Source organism: Serratia sp. CY29653, from assembly GCF_052169255.1.
GTDB lineage: Bacteria > Pseudomonadota > Gammaproteobacteria > Enterobacterales > Enterobacteriaceae > Serratia > Serratia sarumanii.
Genome location: NZ_JBJNLC010000004.1, coordinates 299,924 through 316,032 on the forward strand (window position 1 = coordinate 299,924; position 16,109 = coordinate 316,032).

General features: G+C 61.7%; 13 protein-coding genes and 1 rRNA gene. 11 read left to right on the plus strand and 3 right to left on the minus strand.

Annotated elements, in window-relative coordinates; translation table 11 throughout:
* The first annotated feature begins 39 nt into the window (after nucleotides 1-39).
* The 7 genes from ACJ8HN_RS19695 (at nucleotide 40) to emrB (ending at nucleotide 7,355) form a co-directional block, all read left to right on the plus strand.
* Complete coding sequence (locus ACJ8HN_RS19695) at nucleotides 40-1,239, plus strand: MFS transporter (RefSeq protein ID WP_033635700.1); 1,200 nt, start codon at nucleotides 40-42, stop codon at nucleotides 1,237-1,239.
* A gap of 121 nt (nucleotides 1,240-1,360) precedes the next feature.
* The gene (locus ACJ8HN_RS19700; protein WP_033649769.1) at nucleotides 1,361-2,107 is read left to right on the plus strand and encodes an AzlC family ABC transporter permease; all 747 of its coding nucleotides are present in this window, start codon (nucleotides 1,361-1,363) and stop codon (nucleotides 2,105-2,107) included.
* Nucleotides 2,097-2,444, plus strand: a complete 348-nt coding sequence (gene ygaH, locus ACJ8HN_RS19705) for an L-valine transporter subunit YgaH (RefSeq protein WP_103773066.1) — start codon at nucleotides 2,097-2,099, stop codon at nucleotides 2,442-2,444. The genes ACJ8HN_RS19700 and ygaH overlap by 11 nt, the downstream gene beginning before the upstream one ends.
* Nucleotides 2,445-2,605: 161 nt before the next feature.
* Nucleotides 2,606-3,124: a transcriptional repressor MprA gene (gene mprA / locus ACJ8HN_RS19710; protein ID WP_004928879.1), complete on the plus strand. Its 519-nt coding sequence runs from the start codon at nucleotides 2,606-2,608 to the stop codon at nucleotides 3,122-3,124.
* Between the two features lie 27 nt (nucleotides 3,125-3,151).
* Nucleotides 3,152-4,603, plus strand: coding sequence for an efflux transporter outer membrane subunit (locus tag ACJ8HN_RS19715; protein WP_033635706.1), 1,452 nt, complete (start codon nucleotides 3,152-3,154; stop codon nucleotides 4,601-4,603).
* 23 nt (nucleotides 4,604-4,626) lie between these two features.
* Entirely contained in the window at nucleotides 4,627-5,799 is a 1,173-nt protein-coding gene (emrA, locus tag ACJ8HN_RS19720) for a multidrug efflux MFS transporter periplasmic adaptor subunit EmrA (protein WP_033649764.1), read from the plus strand.
* 17 nt (nucleotides 5,800-5,816) lie between these two features.
* Nucleotides 5,817-7,355: a multidrug efflux MFS transporter permease subunit EmrB gene (emrB, locus tag ACJ8HN_RS19725; protein ID WP_442523844.1), complete on the plus strand. Its 1,539-nt coding sequence runs from the start codon at nucleotides 5,817-5,819 to the stop codon at nucleotides 7,353-7,355.
* 58 nt (nucleotides 7,356-7,413) lie between these two features.
* On the opposite strand, the gene ACJ8HN_RS19730 is transcribed toward emrB, so the two are convergent.
* On the minus strand, nucleotides 7,414-8,502 hold the full coding sequence (locus ACJ8HN_RS19730; protein ID WP_004928870.1) for a tRNA/rRNA methyltransferase: 1,089 nt from the start codon (nucleotides 8,500-8,502) through the stop codon (nucleotides 7,414-7,416).
* A 207-nt stretch (nucleotides 8,503-8,709) separates the two neighbouring features.
* Here ACJ8HN_RS19730 and trxC point away from each other — a divergent pair, with 207 nt between their 5' ends.
* The 4 genes from trxC to pssA all read left to right on the plus strand — a co-directional run bounded on the left by trxC (nucleotide 8,710) and on the right by pssA (nucleotide 14,138).
* Entirely contained in the window at nucleotides 8,710-9,129 is a 420-nt protein-coding gene (gene trxC, locus ACJ8HN_RS19735; RefSeq protein WP_004928868.1) for a thioredoxin TrxC, read from the plus strand.
* 114 nt (nucleotides 9,130-9,243) lie between these two features.
* Nucleotides 9,244-9,933, plus strand: a complete 690-nt coding sequence (locus tag ACJ8HN_RS19740) for a tRNA-uridine aminocarboxypropyltransferase (RefSeq protein ID WP_060423795.1) — start codon at nucleotides 9,244-9,246, stop codon at nucleotides 9,931-9,933.
* A 48-nt stretch (nucleotides 9,934-9,981) separates the two neighbouring features.
* Nucleotides 9,982-12,630 (plus strand): bifunctional acetate--CoA ligase family protein/GNAT family N-acetyltransferase, encoded by a 2,649-nt coding sequence (locus ACJ8HN_RS19745; RefSeq protein WP_033654341.1) that lies wholly within the window; start codon nucleotides 9,982-9,984, stop codon nucleotides 12,628-12,630.
* 152 nt (nucleotides 12,631-12,782) lie between these two features.
* A complete protein-coding gene (pssA, locus tag ACJ8HN_RS19750; protein WP_033649759.1) occupies nucleotides 12,783-14,138 on the plus strand; it encodes a CDP-diacylglycerol--serine O-phosphatidyltransferase in 1,356 nt (451 codons plus the stop codon).
* 36 nt (nucleotides 14,139-14,174) lie between these two features.
* Here pssA and ACJ8HN_RS19755 read toward each other — a convergent pair whose 3' ends face one another.
* Nucleotides 14,175-15,485, minus strand: coding sequence for an MFS family transporter (locus ACJ8HN_RS19755; protein ID WP_442523845.1), 1,311 nt, complete (start codon nucleotides 15,483-15,485; stop codon nucleotides 14,175-14,177).
* Nucleotides 15,486-15,997: 512 nt separating this feature from the next.
* Nucleotides 15,998-16,109: ribosomal RNA gene (gene rrf, locus ACJ8HN_RS19760) — 5S ribosomal RNA — on the minus strand; the annotation flags it as partial.

Genomic DNA, 16,109 nt, shown 5'->3' on the forward strand with positions numbered 1-16,109 from the left:
GGATACTGCGCGCTATCTTCTTCCCGTGATGAAAAAATCATGAACCAACAAAACGTCCACCCGGGCCTCAGCCCGGCGCTGACCGTGCTGATCGCTATCGCTACCGGCCTGGCGGTCGCCAGCAACTATTACGCGCAGCCGCTGCTGGAAACCATCGCCACCGGCTTCAATCTGTCGGTCAACCAGGCCGGCTTTATCGTCACCGCCGCGCAGCTCGGTTACGCCACCGGCCTGCTGCTGCTGGTGCCGCTCGGCGATATGTTCGAGCGCCGCGGGCTGATCGTTTTCATGACGCTGCTGGCCGCCGGGGGTATGCTGATCACCGCCACCTCCGCCACGCTGCCGATGATGATCCTCGGCACCGCGCTCACCGGGCTGTTCTCGGTGGTGGCGCAGATCCTGGTGCCGCTGGCCGCCACGCTGGCTCACCCGGAAAAGCGCGGCAAGACCGTCGGCATCATCATGAGCGGCCTGCTGCTCGGCATCCTGCTGGCGCGCACCGTCGCGGGCGCACTGGCGTCGTTCGGCGGCTGGCGCACCATCTACTGGGTCGCCAGCGTGCTGATGATCCTGATGGCGCTGATCCTGTGGCGCGCGCTGCCGCGCTATAAGCAGCACTCCGGGCTGAACTACCCGCAGCTGCTGGCCTCGATCTTCAGCCTGTTCTGCCGCACGCCGCTGCTGCGCACCCGCGCCATCCTCGGCGCCCTGTCGTTCGCCAACTTCAGCGTGCTCTGGACCTCCATGGCCTTTCTGCTCGCCGCGCCGCCGTTCAACTACTCCGAGGGGGTGATCGGGCTGTTCGGCCTGGTGGGCGCCGCCGGGGCGCTGGCCGCTTCACGCGCCGGGCATCTGGCGGACAAGGGCAAGGCCGGGCTGACCACCACCGTCGGCCTGGTGTTGTTGCTGCTGTCCTGGATACCCATCGCGTTGGCTAAACAATCGCTGTGGGCGCTGATCGCCGGCATCCTGATCCTCGATCTGGCGGTGCAGGCAGTACACGTCACCAACCAGAGCGTGATGTACCGCATCATGCCGGACGCGCGCAACCGCCTGACCGCCGGCTACATGACCAGCTACTTTATCGGCGGCGCCCTCGGTTCACTGCTCTCCGCCTCGGCGTATCAGCATGCCGGCTGGTACGGCGTGGCCGCCGCCGGCGGGGTGTTATGCCTGCTCAACCTGCTGACCTGGTGGCTCGGCAAGCACCACGATCCGCAGGGGCCGGCGACAATCTGATTATCGTGCAAATAGTAACTTAAGAAATTTATTAGCGGTGCAGGGTATAAACATTACTTACTCTCTGGTAATGTTCTGGCCATAAACTATTGAAGTCCTATCTACCCTGCGACCCACAACCATGCAAAGCCAAGCTGCAGACAGCCTCAATCCGCCCGCCGTCAGCGCCACCTTCGCCAACGGCGTCGTCGACAGTTTGCCGATCGTCATCGGGTATGTCCCGGTGGCGTTCGCCTTCGGCCTCAGCGCCGTCAAACTGGGCTTTTCCCCGCTGGAAAGCATTTTCTTCTCCTGCATCATCTATGCCGGCGCCAGCCAGTTCGTGATCACCGCCCTGCTGAGCGCCGGAATGTCGCTGTGGGTCTCCGCGTTGACGGTGATGGCGATGGACGTGCGCCACCTGCTGTACGGCCCGGCGCTGCGTCACCGCATCGTCTCGCGCATGTCGCCCGGCAAAACGGCGATGTGGGCCTTTGGCCTGACCGATGAAGTTTTCGCCGCCGCGACCGCCAGGCTGATGCGCAATAACCGCAGCTGGAGCGAAAACTGGATGCTGGGCATCGCGCTCTGTTCCTGGCTCTCCTGGGTCGCCGGCACCGCGCTCGGCGCGCTGTTCGGCAACGGCCCGCTGGAGCAGTTCCCGGTGATCGAAGCCTCGCTGGCCTTCATGCTGCCGGCGCTGTTTCTCAGCTTCCTGCTGGCCGCCTTCCGCCGCCCGCAGAGCCTGACTATCGCCGCCGCGCTGGCCGGCGCGCTGCTCGGCGTGGTGCTGTTCTCCATTCCGGTCGCCATTTTGGCCGGCATCGGCGCCGGTTGCGTCGCCGCCCTGTTCCAGCCAGCCCCTGCGGAGGCCCCCCATGAACACTGATGTGCTGGCGATCGGTCTGGTGGTGGGCTGCGCCAATTACCTGTTCCGTTATCTGCCGCTGCGGCTGGCGCCGGCGCGCGCCCAGCCCGGCCTCAAACGCGGTAAAACCGCCCTGCTGCTCGACAGCATCGGCATCGCCTCGATCTGCGCCCTGCTGGTGGTCTCCAGCACGCCGGTGGTGATGCGCGAACCGGACAAGCTGCTGCCGACGTTGGTGGGGTTCGCCGCGCTGGCGCTGTGCTTCTACCGCAGCAAAAGCATCATTCTGTCGACGCTGCTCGGCGCGACGGCCTTTGGCGTCACATTAAAGCTGTTAATGCTTTTCGGTCCGGGCTGACGCCGCTCCGATCGTTTGGCTTCACTTTGGCGTTTTCAGGCGCCACATCTTTACAAACACTGACAAATGACACGAATTGCTAAATTATCCGCACGGCTGAACATTTACATTATTAGTCACCGTCGTTACTATCTCGAACGAAATTAATGAGGCCCTAAATTATGGAAAGCTCGTTTGCCCCCATAGAACAAATGCTGAATTTCCGCGCCACGCGGCAGAAAGATTTCCCTTATCAGGAAATCCTGCTGACCCGCCTGTGCATGCACATGCAAGGCAAGCTGCTGGAAAACCGCAATAAGATGCTCAAGGCGCAGGGGATTAACGAAACACTGTTTATGGCGCTGATTACCCTGGATGCGCAGGAGAGCCACAGCATCCAACCTTCTGAGCTAAGCTCTGCCTTGGGCTCCTCGCGCACCAATGCGACCCGCATCGCCGATGAGCTGGAGAAACGCGGCTGGATCGAGCGCCGGGAAAGCGACAACGATCGCCGCTGCTTGCATCTGCATCTGACACCGCAGGGGGAAGAGTTTCTCAGTCAACTGCTGCCGCCGCAGCACCAATGTCTGCATTTCCTGTGGTCCACGTTGACCGACGATGAGCAAAAACAGCTGGAACAGCTGACGCGCAAATTGCTGGCACGTCTGGATCAAATGGAAATCACAGAACAGTTACCCTAATTAACAATTTCTGTTCAGGTACCTATTATGCGATCCCCATTTAACTGGAGATTCACCCCGCTGTTCGCCGTGTTGCTGCTGGCCGGGTGTGCTTCGACCGATAATATTGCCCCGCAATCCACGCTGATGGATCCGCAGAGCCTGCAGTTGGCTCAGCCAAAAGTCAGTTCGCTGGCCGTCAGCCCGCAGTGGTGGCGCGCCCTCAAGGATCCGCAGTTGGATACCCTGATGACGCAAACGCTGCAAAGCTCGCCGACCCTGCGGCAGGCCGCCGCCCGCGTGCGCGAAGCGCAAAGCGTGGTGGGCGAAGCCAGCGCCGCCAACGGGCCGAACCTGGATCTGAACGCCAGCACCCAGCGCCAGCGCGTGCCGCAAAACGTCAATATGGGGTTGGGGTATCCGCATAAGCCGATCTATTCAAGCTCCAACTCGCTGGGGTTGAACCTGGCGTACGAGTTCGACTGGTGGGGCAAATACCGCAACCAGGTGAACGCCGCCAAAGCGCAGGTCAACGCCGCGCGCGCCGAGCAGGAACAGGCGGCGCTGACGCTGACCAGCTCGGTGGCGTCCGCCTACTATCAGTTGCAGAGCAATCTGGCGCTCGAGAAGCTGCTGCAACAGGAAGTGAACAACAATGAGCGCCTGACCGCGCTGCGCCAACAGCGCTATCAGGCCGGGCTGACCGGCGTCGACGTGCCGCAACAAACCCAGGCGCAGTCCGACGTCGCCAAGCAGCAGATCCTGCAGCTGCAGTCGCAGATCGAGCAGCTCCGGCACCAACTCGCCGCGCTGGCGGGCCAGGGGCCGAACGCCATGCAGCACCTGCGTCAGGTGCCTTTGCCCGCAGACAACCTGATGGCGCCGCAGGGCGAGCTGACGGCGGATCTGCTGGGCAAACGCCCGGACATCGCCGCGCAACGCCAGCTGGTGGAGTCTTACAGCCAGCGCGTCAGCGCCGCGCGTAAAGAGTTTTACCCCAGCCTGACCATTTCAGCCTTCGCCGGCCTGATGACCACCAATACCAGTGGCACCAGCCCGAATCTGTTTGAAGCGGCCAGCCAGGCCTGGAACGTGATGCCGGCGATTTCGCTGCCGATCTTCCACGCCGGGGCGCTGCGCAGCAAGCTGGGCGAGGAATCCGCGCTGTATGACGAAGCGGTGGAATCCTACAACCAAACCATCCTGAATGCGGTACAGGAAACCGCCGACGCCATCACCATCCAGCAGAGTTCTGCGCAACAGCAGCTGCAGGCGGCGTCCGCGGCCCAGTCGATGCAACAGGTGTATCAGGTCGCCAACGCCCGTTACCAGGCAGGGATTATCGGGCGCGACGATCTGTTGACCAGCCAGACGCAGCTATTGCAGCAGCAACAGGCGGAGTTGAATGCCAGCAGCAACTTACTGCAGGCGAAGATAGGACTGATCCGTGCGCTGGGCGGTGGCTATCAGGCCCCGGCCGCAGCGGATTCGAAAGCATAATAATATAAGGCTTGGAGAACACCATGAGCGCAAGCGCGGAAATCCAAAACCCGCAGCAGCCGAGCGGCAAAAAGAAGCAGCGTAAATTTTGGCTACTGTTGCTGACGGTTATTTTCATTGTTATAGGGGTGGCTTACTTAGTGTATTGGTTCCTGGTGCTGCGTCATCATCAGGAAACCGACGACGCCTACGTCTCCGGCAACCAGGTGCAGATCATGGCCCAGGTGTCCGGCAGCGTGAACAGCGTCAATTTCGACAACACCGACTACGTCAAGCAGGGCGACGTGCTGCTGACGCTCGATCCGACCGATGCCGAGCAGGCGTTTGAACGCGCCAAGACCGGCCTGGCCAACAGCGTGCGCCAGACCCACCAGCTGATCATCAACAGCAAGCAATATCAGGCCAACATCGCCCTGCGCAAGACCGATCTGAGCAAGGCCGAGAACGATCTGAAGCGCCGTGTGGTGCTGGGCAGCGTTGACGCCATCGGCCGCGAAGAGCTGCAACACGCTCGCGATGCGGTCGACAGCGCCAAGGCCGCGCTGGAAGTGGCGGTGCAGCAATACAACGCCAACCAGGCGATGGTGCTGAATACCCCGCTGGAACAGCAGCCGGCGATCCAACAGGCCGCCGCGCAGATGCGCGATGCCTGGCTGGCGCTGCAGCGTACCAAAGTGATCAGCCCCATTACCGGCTATGTCTCGCGCCGCAGCGTGCAGGTCGGCGCGCAGATCGCCGCCGGTTCGCCGCTGATGGCGGTGGTGCCGGCCGATCACATTTGGGTTGACGCCAACTTTAAGGAAACCCAGATCGCCAACATGCGCATCGGCCAGCCGGCGACGGTGGTCAGCGATGTCTACGGCGACGACGTGGTATATCAGGGCAAAGTGGCCGGTATCGACATGGGCACCGGCAGCGCCTTCTCGCTGCTGCCGGCCCAGAACGCGACCGGCAACTGGATCAAAGTGGTGCAACGTCTGCCGGTGCGTATTGAGCTCGACGCCAAGCAGGTGGCCGACCATCCGCTGCGCATCGGTCTTTCGACGCTGGTGACCGTCGACACCGCCAACCTGGACGGCCGCGTGCTGGCCGACGTGGTGCGCGACAAACCGCTGTACCAGAGCGACGCGCTGGCCTTGAACCTGGCGCCGGTTAATCAGCTGATCGCCGACGTGATCCATGCGAACGCCGGCTAAGCGCGCGGGAGGCCATCTTGCCACAGAAACCGCTTGAAGGCGCCCAGCTCGCCTGGATGACGGTCGCGCTCGCCATGGCGACCTTCATGCAGGTGCTGGACTCCACCATCGCCAACGTGGCGATCCCCACCATTGCCGGTAACCTCGGGTCTTCCAACTCGCAGGGCACCTGGGTGATCACCTCGTTCGGCGTGGCGAACGCCATCTCGATCCCGATCACCGGCTGGCTGGCGAAGCGCATCGGCGAAGTGCGGCTGTTCCTCTGGTCCACCGCGCTGTTCGTCCTCGCCTCCTGGCTGTGCGGCATCTCCAACAGCCTCGGCATGCTGATCCTCTTCCGCGTGATCCAGGGCGTGGTGGCCGGGCCGCTGATCCCGCTGTCGCAGAGCCTGTTGCTGAACAACTACCCGCCCGCCAAGCGGGCGATGGCCCTGGCGCTTTGGTCGATGACCGTTATCGTCGCGCCGATCTTCGGGCCGATCCTCGGCGGTTACATCAGCGACAACTACCATTGGGGCTGGATCTTCTTCATCAACATCCCGATCGGCGCCTTCGTGATCGTGGCGGCGATGGCGACGCTGAAGGGGCGAGAAACCAAAACCGAGATCAAACCGATCGACACCGTCGGCCTGGTGCTGCTGATCGTCGGCATCGGTTCGCTGCAGGTGATGCTCGATCAGGGCAAGGAGCTGGACTGGTTCAACTCGACCGAGATCATCACCCTGACCGTCGTGGCGGTGGTGGCGTTGCTGTTCCTGGTGGTCTGGGAGCTGACGGACGACCACCCGGTGGTGGATCTGTCACTGTTCAAGTCACGCAACTTCACCATCGGCTGCCTGTGCATCAGCCTGGCCTACATGCTGTACTTCGGCGCCATCGTGCTGTTGCCGCAGCTGCTGCAAGAGGTATACGGCTATACCGCCACCTGGGCGGGGCTGGCGTCGGCGCCGGTCGGGCTGATCCCGGTGCTGCTGTCGCCGATCATCGGTAAGTTCGGCAACCGGCTCGACATGCGCAAGCTGGTGACCTTCAGCTTCATCATGTATGCCGTGTGCTTCTACTGGCGCGCCTATACGTTTGAACCGGGCATGGACTTCGGCGCGTCCGCCTGGCCGCAGTTCGTTCAGGGCTTCGCCATCGCCTGCTTCTTCATGCCGTTGACCACCATCACGCTGTCCGGCCTGCCGCCGGAACGCATGGCGGCGGCGTCGAGCCTGTCGAACTTCACGCGGACGCTGGCGGGTTCGATCGGCACCTCGATCACCACCACCCTGTGGACGCAGCGCGAATCGCAGCACCATTCGCAGCTGACGGAGTTCGTCAATCCGTACAACCCGCAGTCGCAGGAGATGTACCGGCAGCTGGAGCAGCTCGGCATGAGCAAGCAGCAGGCGTCGGCCTACATCGCCAACGAGATCACCGCGCAAGGCCTGATCATCTCCGCCAACGAGATCTTCTGGCTGTCGGCCGGGGTATTCCTGGTGCTGCTGGCGCTGGTGTGGGTGGCGAAACCGCCGTTCAGCTCCGGCGGCGGTGGGGGCGGCGGCGCCCACTAAGCTTCAATAACGAAACGGGCGCCCTGAGGCGCCCGTTTTTTATCCGACGTAGAACAGATTACGCCTGATTCTGACGCCACCAGTCCGCCAGCAGAATGCCGGTCGCCACGGAAACGTTCAGGCTTTCCACCTTGCCGGTGCCGCCGATAGACACGTTCATGTCGCCCTGCTGCCAGGCGCTGTCGCTCAGGCCGTCACGTTCCTGGCCCAGCACCAGCACCATCTTGGCCGGCAGCTTGGCCTGCGCCAGCGCGGTGCCTTTATGGCTGGAGGTGGTAACGATGGTGTAACCCGCCTTGCGGAAGGTATCCAGCACCGACAGGAAATCGTCGGCGTTGATCGCCTTGATGTGCTCAGCGCCGCCTTCTGCGGTACGCACCGCCGCGCCGGACTCCAGCAGCGCCGGATCCTGCAGCAGCACGCCGTTGACGCCGAAATGGGCGCACGAACGAACGATGGCGCCCAGGTTATGCGGGTTGCCTACTTCTTCCAGCGCCAGCACGCAGTCGGTCGCCGGGGCGGTTTTCAGGTAGGTCTGCGCGTCCAGCCCCTGACGTTTTTTGATCAGGAAGCACACGCCGCCGTGGTGCTCGGTGCCGGAAGCCTTGGCCAGCTCTTCCTCATCCACCACGTGGTAAGCCTTGCGGTTGGCCGCCATCCAGCGCAGCGCTTCGCGGAAGCGCGGGGTGACCGACTGCACGAACCAGGCGCGCACGATCGCTTCCGGGCGGCTGGCGAACAGCGCCTGACAGGCGTTTTCACCGTAAACGCGGGTTTCTTCCGCGCGCTGGCGGCGCAGCTGTTCCGGATCGATAAAGCTTTTGCCGCTGATGCCGCCGTGATCGAACGCCGGCTCTTCATTCGGCGCGCGCGAGACGGTTCTCCACGGCGACTCGTTGCCGCCGCGATCTTCAGAGCGCGCCGGACGGCGAGGACGATCGCTTTCACTGCGGCGGGAGTCGGCGCCGCGGCGATCGTTGCCGCCGCGCGCCTTGTCTTGACCGGTGCGGCCCGAGCGCGCACCGTCAGCCGGACGGCCTTTGCCGGCCGGACGTTTATTCTTGTTGCGGTCGTCGCCGTTGTCGTCGTCACTGCGGACGTACATCACTTTGACTTTACCGTTCTTGCCACTAAATGAATCGTTCATTGTCTTCTCCACCAACGCGCAGGGCGCGAAGATTACCTGATGTTGGTGCACGAAGCCACCAACTTGCGCTAAAAGCTCCCAACTATCACATCCATTGAACAAACCTCATTGTTCATGCGCCGGGTTTTGCCGATAATTGTCAGCATTAAAGAAACATCTCCGCAACCGCGTTGCGGGGACCATGCTTTCTCTGTACCCGAGGTCAACATGAATACAGTTTGTGCAGCTTGCAATGCCACCAACCGCGTGCCGGAAGAACGTCTGGCGGACAACGCGAAATGCGGCCGCTGCGGCCATGAGCTCTTCGACGGTGAAGTGATCAACGCCACCGCCGCCACGCTGGACCAGTTGCTGCAGGACGATCTGCCGGTCGTGGTCGATTTTTGGGCGCCGTGGTGCGGCCCGTGCCGCAGCTTTGCGCCGATCTTTGAAGACGTGGCCGAAGAGCGCGCCGGCAAAGTGCGCTTCGTGAAAGTGAACACCGAAGCCGAGCCGGAGCTGAGCGCCCGTTTCCGCATCCGCAGCATCCCGACCATCATGGTGTTCCGTCAGGGCAAAATGGTCGATATGCTCAACGGCGCGATGCCGAAAGCGCCGTTTGACAACTGGCTCAACGAGTTAGTGTGATTCGGCAAGTATAGGCCGTATCCCGCCATCGCGCGCGAACGTGCCCCGATCGAGCCCGCCCCTCCCGGCGGGCTTTTTTCTGCGTTACAATGGCGGTTTTTCCCCAGGATCGTTATGACCGACAACGCCGTACTTCGCCTGCGCCAATTCCGTTTAGACCGCGCCACCCGCCCTTTTCTGGCGCGCGGTTGCCGGGTGGCGCGTTGTCAGGGTTGCCTGCTACCGCATAAAAACTGCCTGTGCGACACCATTCGCCCGCAGCAGGCCGGCAGCCGTTTCTGCCTGATCATGTTCGGCGCCGAGCCGCTCAAGCCCAGCAACACCGGCCGCCTGATCGCCGATATCCTGCCGGACACCCAGGCGTTTCTCTGGTCACGCACCGAGATCGATCCGGCCCTGCTGGCGGCCATCAACGATCCGGCGCGGCAGCCTTATGTGGTGTTCCCCGCTTCCTACGCCGACGCCGAACGGCCGGTGTTCAGCGAGCTGCCCGCCGGCGGCAAACCGCCGCTGTTCATCATGCTGGACGGCACCTGGGCGGAAGCGCGCAAAATGTTCCGTAAAAGCCCGTACCTCAATCAATTCCCGGTGTTTTCCCTCAACGTCGACGCGGCATCGAACTACCAGCTGCGCGAAGCCAGCCGCGCCGAGCAACACTGCACGGCGGAAGTGGCCGCCGCCCTGCTGCAACAGGCGGGCGATCTGCCGGCCGCCGACGGTTTGAATCAGCATTTCCGCTATTTCCGTCAACAGTATCTGGCGGGAAAACCGACCCGGCCGGAGGCACCGGTCACAGCAATGTAGCCAGAAAGCGCCTAAAATCAGGCGTAACGTTGCCAAAAGGAGCCGTGCATGAGCCAGCGAGGGTTAGAAGCGCTACTACGTCCCAAATCGATCGCCGTGCTGGGCGCTTCGCAGCAGCCCGGCCGCGCCGGCAACCTGATGATGAGCAACCTGCTGGCCGGCGGATTCGGCGGGCCCATCTTGCCGGTCACGCCGCGCTACAAGGCGGTATGCGGCGTGATGGCCTACCCCGACGTCGCCAGCCTGCCGCTGACGCCGGATCTGGCGATCATCTGCACCCACGCCAAACGCAATCTGGCGCTGATTGAAGCGCTGGGCCAACGCGGCTGCAAAACCGCCATCGTGCTCTCTTCGCCGCCGGAACAGTTCGCCGAGCTGAAGGCCTGCGCGCAGCGCTATGCCATGCGGCTGTTGGGCCCCAACAGTCTGGGGCTGCTGGCGCCGTGGCAGGGCATCAACGCCAGCTTCTCGCCGGTGCCGATCCAAAAGGGCAAACTGGCGTTTATCTCGCAGTCCGCCGCCGTGGCCAACACCATTCTCGACTGGGCGCAGCAGCGCGAAGTCGGTTTCTCCTACTTCATCGCGCTGGGCGACAGCCTGGATATCGACGTCGACGACCTGCTCGACTTTTTGGCGCGCGACAGCAAGACCAGCGCCATCCTGCTGTATCTGGAAAACATCAGCGACGCACGGCGCTTTCTCTCCGCCTCGCGCAGCGCCTCACGCAACAAGCCCATTCTGGTGATCAAAAGCGGCCGCAGCCAACAGGCGCAGCTGCTGCTCAACAGCCAGCTGGGGCTGGACGCCGCCTATGACGCCGCTATCCAGCGCGCCGGCCTGCTGCGCGTGCAGGATACCCACGAGCTGTTCTCGGCGGTGGAAACCCTCAGCCATATGCATCCGCTGCGCGGCGAGCGGCTGATGATCGTCAGCAACGGGGCGGCGCCGGCGGCGATGGCGCTGGACGAACTGCTCGGACGCAACGGCAAACTGGCCACGCTGAGCGATGAGAGCCTGGCAAAATTGAGCGACGCGCTGCCGGATTTCATCCGCGCCGGCAATCCGCTCGACCTGCGCGATGACGCCACGCCGCAGCGCTTCCTGGCGGCAATCGAAGCGCTGCTCGACAGCCACGACTATGACGCGCTGCTGTTGATCCACGCGCCGAGCGCGGCGGCGCCGGGCACCGCCACGGCGGAACGGCTGATCGACGCGCTGCATCGCCATGCGCGCGGCAAGCGCATCACGTTGCTGACCAACTGGTGCGGCGAATACTCTTCGCAAGAGGCGCGCCGGCTGTTTACCGAGGCCGCCATTCCCACCTACCGCACCCCGGAAGGCGCGGTGACCGCCTTTATGCATATGGTGGAATATCGCCGCAACCAGAAGCAGCTGAAAGAGACGCCTGCGCTGCCGATCGGCCTGACCGCCAACACCGCCGACGCCCACCGCCTTATCCATCAGGCGCTGGCCGAAGGCGCCACCCAGTTGGATACCCACGAGGTGCAATCCATCCTGCAGGCCTACGATCTGAGCACCCTGCCGACCTGGATTGCCGAGGACAGCGCCGAAGCGGTACACATTGCCGAACAGATCGGCTACCCGGTGGCGCTGAAGTTGCGTTCGCCGGATATCCCGCACAAATCGGAAGTTCAGGGCGTCATGCTCTACCTGCGCACCGCGACCGAAGTGCAGCGCGCGGCGGAGGCGATCCTCGACCGCGTAAAGCGCACCTACCCTCAGGCGCGCATTCACGGCCTGCTGGTGCAGAGCATGGCTAACCGCGCCGGCGCCCAGGAGCTGCGCATCGCGGTGGAGCAGGATGCGATTTTCGGCCCGCTGATCATGCTGGGCGAAGGCGGCGTGGAATGGCGCCAGGAAAATCAGGTGGCGGTCGCGCTGCCGCCGCTGAACATGGCGCTGGCGCGTTATCTGGTGCTGCAGGCGGTGAAAGGCGGCAAGATCCGCGGCCGCAGCGCGCTGCGCCCTTTGGATATCCCCGGGCTGAGCCGCCTGCTGGTGCAGGTCTCCAACCTGATCCTCGACTGCCCGGAGATCGCCCGGCTGGATATTCACCCGGTGCTGGCCTCCGGCAGCGAATTCACCCTGCTGGACGTTTCGATGCAGCTCGCGCCGTTCAGCGGCGATCCGCAGGCGCGGCTGGCGATTCGCCCTTATCCGCATGAGCTGGAAGAAACCATCGCGTTGAAAGACGGCAGCCAATGCCTGTTCCGCCCGATCCTGCCGGAAGACGAGCCGGCGCTGAAGCATTTCATCGACCGGGTGACCAAGGAAGACCTCTATTATCGCTACTTCAGCGAGATCAACGAGTTTACCCATGACGATTTGGCCAACATGACGCAGATCGACTACGATCGAGAAATGGCCTTTGTGGCGGTGCGCGCAGACGAGATCATCGGCGTGACCCGCGCGCTGTCCGATCCGGACAACACCGACGCCGAATTCGCCGTGCTGGTGCGTTCCGACCTGAAAGGCCTGGGTCTGGGCCGCCAGCTGCTGGAGAAAATGATCGCCTATGCGCGCGCCCATGGCCTGACCCGTCTGAGCGGCATCACCATGCCGAATAACCGCGGCATGATCGCGTTGGCGCAGCGGCTGGGCTTTGGCATTGAGGTGCAGCTTGAGGACGGCATCGTCAATCTGACGCTGCCGCTGCAGGCCGCCGACGCGCAGTGACCTGCGTCGCAATGCGCTACGAATCCACCACTTAACGCCAAAACATACGCACAATCGAGGCAACTAATGGTATTATCGCCCGATTATTCGGTTTAATGTTTTTATGCCTGTGGCGTTCCGGCCATCAATCATGAGAGAAGAAACGCACTGTGATGTTGTCAAAATTTAAACGTAGCAAACATCAACAACACCTTGCACAACTGCCCAAACTCCCCCAGACGGTTGCTGATGTTCGTACGTTGTACGCGCCGTCCGATTTTCGCACCACGCTGCTGGACGCCATCGCCAACGCTACCCAACGCATCTATCTGGTGGCCCTGTATCTGGAGCATGACGACGCAGGGCGCGAGATCCTCAACGCGCTGTATCAAGCCAAGCAGCGGCGGCCCGAGCTGGAAATCTGCGTGCTGGTCGACTGGCACCGCGCACAGCGCGGCCGCATCGGCGCCGCCGCCGCCAATACCAACGCCGACTGGTACTGCGCCATGGCCGGCCAACATCCCGAGCAGTCGGTGCCTATCTACGGCGTGCCGGTCAATACCCGCGAAGCGTTGGGCGTACTGCACCTGAAGGGCTTTGTGGTCGACGATACCGTGATCTACAGCGGCGCCAGCATCAACGACGTTTATCTGCATCAGCATGAGAAATACCGTTACGATCGCTACCAGCTGATCACCAACGAGGTGTTGGCCGATACCCTGATCGATTACATCAAGCAGCATCTGCTCACCGCCGGCGCCGTACAGCGCCTCGATCGCAGCGATCGGCCGAAAAGCCCGGAGATCAAAAACGAGACCCGCCTGTTCCGTTTCGCCCTGCGCCGCGCCGGCTATCACTTCCGCGGCAAGGCCGGCAACGATGAGCTGGCGGTGACGCCGCTGGTTGGGCTTGGCAAGCAAAGCGTGCTGAATAAAACCATTCATCACCTGATGTCGTGCGCCGACCAGAAACTGACGCTATGCACCCCTTATTTCAACCTGCCGGCGCTGCTGGTGCGCAATATCATTTATCTGCTGCGCCAGGGCAAACAGGTGGAGATCATCGTCGGCGACAAGACCGCCAACGACTTCTATATTCCGGAAGACCAGCCGTTCAAAATCATCGGCGCGCTGCCCTACCTGTACGAGATCAACCTACGCCGTTTTCTGAGCCGTTTGCAGCGCTATATCGACACCGGGCAGCTGATCGTGCGTCTGTGGAAGGATGGCGATAACAGCTATCATCTGAAAGGCATGTGGGTTGACGAAGAGTGGCAGCTGATTACCGGCAATAACCTCAACCCGCGCGCCTGGCGGTTGGATCTGGAAAACGCCATTCTGATCCACGATCCCAAGCAGGAAATGCGCGAGCAACGGCAAACAGAACTGGAGTGCATCCGCACTCACACCACCGTGGTCGGCCATTATCAGGAGCTGCAAAGCATTCAGCAGTACCCGATCAAGGTGCGCAAACTGATTCGCCGTCTGCGGCGTATCCGCATCGATCGGTTGATTAGCCGTATCCTGTAAGATCTACTCTGACCCCGGCCAAGGCCGGGGTTTTTATTACAGCTGTATTTCCTTGCCTTTACGATGCAGCCGGAGCGAGACCAGCAACGCCAGCAGGCACATGCCGGAAACATACCAGAAGAAGGCATTTTCCACGCCGAACGATTTAAGCGACAGCGCGACATATTCCGCCGAACCGCCGAACAGGGCATTCGCTACCGCATAAGACAAGCCTACCCCTAACGCACGCACCTCCGGCGGGAACATCTCGGCTTTAAGCAGCCCGCTGATCGAGGTGTAAAAGCTGACAACGAACAGCGCCAGTACGATCAGGCTGAACGCCATAAAGGGGTTGCTCACCCCTTTCAGGGCGAACAGGATCGGCACCGTCAACAGGGTGGCCAATGCCGAGAAGATCAGCATCGAGCTGCGACGGCCGATTTTGTCCGAGAACGCGCCTGCCGCCGGCTGCAGCAGCATGAAGACGAACAGCGCGGCGGTCATGATGCCGCTGGCCAGCTTGGCGTCCATACCGGCGGTGTTCACCAGATATTTCTGCATATAGGTGGTAAAAGTGTAAAAGGTCAGTGAACCGGCGGCGGTAAAGCCCAACACCATCACAAACGCCTTGCGGTTTTTCCATAGCCCCGTCAGCGAACCGGCATCTTGGTGGTTACGTGTTTTCGCATCGGAGGTTTCATTCAGCGAGCGGCGCAGGTACAGCGCCACCACCGCCAACAGCGCACCGAGCGCAAACGGGATACGCCAGCCCCACGCCTTCAGCTCTTCACCGGACAATATTTGCTGCAGGATCACCAATACCAGCAGCGCCAGCAGTTGCCCGCCGATCAGCGTGACATACTGGAACGATGCGTAGAAGCCGCGCCGCCCCTTGATTGCCACCTCGCTCATGTAGGTGGCGCTGGTGCCGTACTCGCCGCCCACAGACAGCCCCTGGAACAATCGCGCGATCAGCAGCAGCGCCGGCGCCCAGCTGCCGATCGACTCATACGTCGGCAGGCAGGCGATCACCAACGATCCGGCGCACATCATGCAGACCGAAAGCAGCATCGAGTTTTTCCGGCCGTGTTTGTCGGCGATGTAGCCGAACAGCCAGCCGCCGATAGGTCGCATAAAGAAGCCGGCGGCGAACACCCCGGCGGTTTGCAGCAGCTGTGTGGTGCTGTTGCCCGCCGGAAAAAATGAGGCAGCAAAATAGATTGAGCAGAAGGAGTAAACGTAAAAATCAAACCACTCCACCAGATTGCCTGATGAAGCCCCGACGATGGCAAAAATGCGTTTTTTGTTATCCAGCGCCCCCTGTTCGACGCCGCGTTCATCCTCAAGAACCGAGGTTGTTTCTGTCATGGTATTTTCTCCGAGCCATAGCAATGATGAAATTCGGCGTCCTGCCGCTCTGGTTGTTACCTTATTGTTATTTATAAGTTAACAGCCAAACTTAATAGCGGACGAAGAATATCTGGCGTTTGAAGGGACAATGCGCGGAATTTGTGATGAATATTAAACCGCACGCTGAAAGCTGAAGCGGATTGCAACGGGGATTTTCCGTTTTACGCATAGCAAAAAGCCCTGAACGTCAGTTCAGGGCTTTCGGCTTTGTTTGATGCCTGGCAGTTTATGGCGGGCGTCCTGCCCGCCCCCCTTCGGGCCGTTGCTTCGCAACGTTCAAATCCGCTCCCGGCGGATTTGTCCTACAGTATTCGTCTCATCCTGAGACTCTCCCCTGCGGGGCCGCCGCACGCGGCGTTAAGGCCCGTTCCCGACGGGCCTTTCGCATGGCCATGCTCGAGCAGAACGCCAGATAACAGACAAAACAAAAAGCCCCATGCTTTCGCATGAGGCTTGTTGTTTTATTTGATGCCTGGCAGTGTCCTACTCTCGCATGGGGAGACCCCACACTACCATCGGCGCTACGGCGTTTCACTTCTGAGTTCGGCATGGGGTCAGGTGGGACCACCGCGCTATTGCCGC

What these genes read in the sequence shown, in the direction of transcription:
- ACJ8HN_RS19740 (WP_060423795.1), top strand. Translation starts at nt 9,244, where the DNA reads ATGACCGACAACGCCGTACTTCGCCTGCGCCAATTCCGTTTAGACCGC.
- ACJ8HN_RS19745 (WP_033654341.1), top strand. Translation starts at nt 9,982, where the DNA reads ATGAGCCAGCGAGGGTTAGAAGCGCTACTACGTCCCAAATCGATCGCC.
- trxC (WP_004928868.1), top strand. Translation starts at nt 8,710, where the DNA reads ATGAATACAGTTTGTGCAGCTTGCAATGCCACCAACCGCGTGCCGGAA.
- ACJ8HN_RS19755 (WP_442523845.1), bottom strand. Translation starts at nt 15,485, where the DNA reads ATGACAGAAACAACCTCGGTTCTTGAGGATGAACGCGGCGTCGAACAG.
- ACJ8HN_RS19730 (WP_004928870.1), bottom strand. Translation starts at nt 8,502, where the DNA reads ATGAACGATTCATTTAGTGGCAAGAACGGTAAAGTCAAAGTGATGTAC.
- pssA (WP_033649759.1), top strand. Translation starts at nt 12,783, where the DNA reads ATGTTGTCAAAATTTAAACGTAGCAAACATCAACAACACCTTGCACAA.
- emrA (WP_033649764.1), top strand. Translation starts at nt 4,627, where the DNA reads ATGAGCGCAAGCGCGGAAATCCAAAACCCGCAGCAGCCGAGCGGCAAA.
- mprA (WP_004928879.1), top strand. Translation starts at nt 2,606, where the DNA reads ATGGAAAGCTCGTTTGCCCCCATAGAACAAATGCTGAATTTCCGCGCC.
- ygaH (WP_103773066.1), top strand. Translation starts at nt 2,097, where the DNA reads ATGAACACTGATGTGCTGGCGATCGGTCTGGTGGTGGGCTGCGCCAAT.
- ACJ8HN_RS19695 (WP_033635700.1), top strand. Translation starts at nt 40, where the DNA reads ATGAACCAACAAAACGTCCACCCGGGCCTCAGCCCGGCGCTGACCGTG.
- ACJ8HN_RS19715 (WP_033635706.1), top strand. Translation starts at nt 3,152, where the DNA reads ATGCGATCCCCATTTAACTGGAGATTCACCCCGCTGTTCGCCGTGTTG.
- ACJ8HN_RS19700 (WP_033649769.1), top strand. Translation starts at nt 1,361, where the DNA reads ATGCAAAGCCAAGCTGCAGACAGCCTCAATCCGCCCGCCGTCAGCGCC.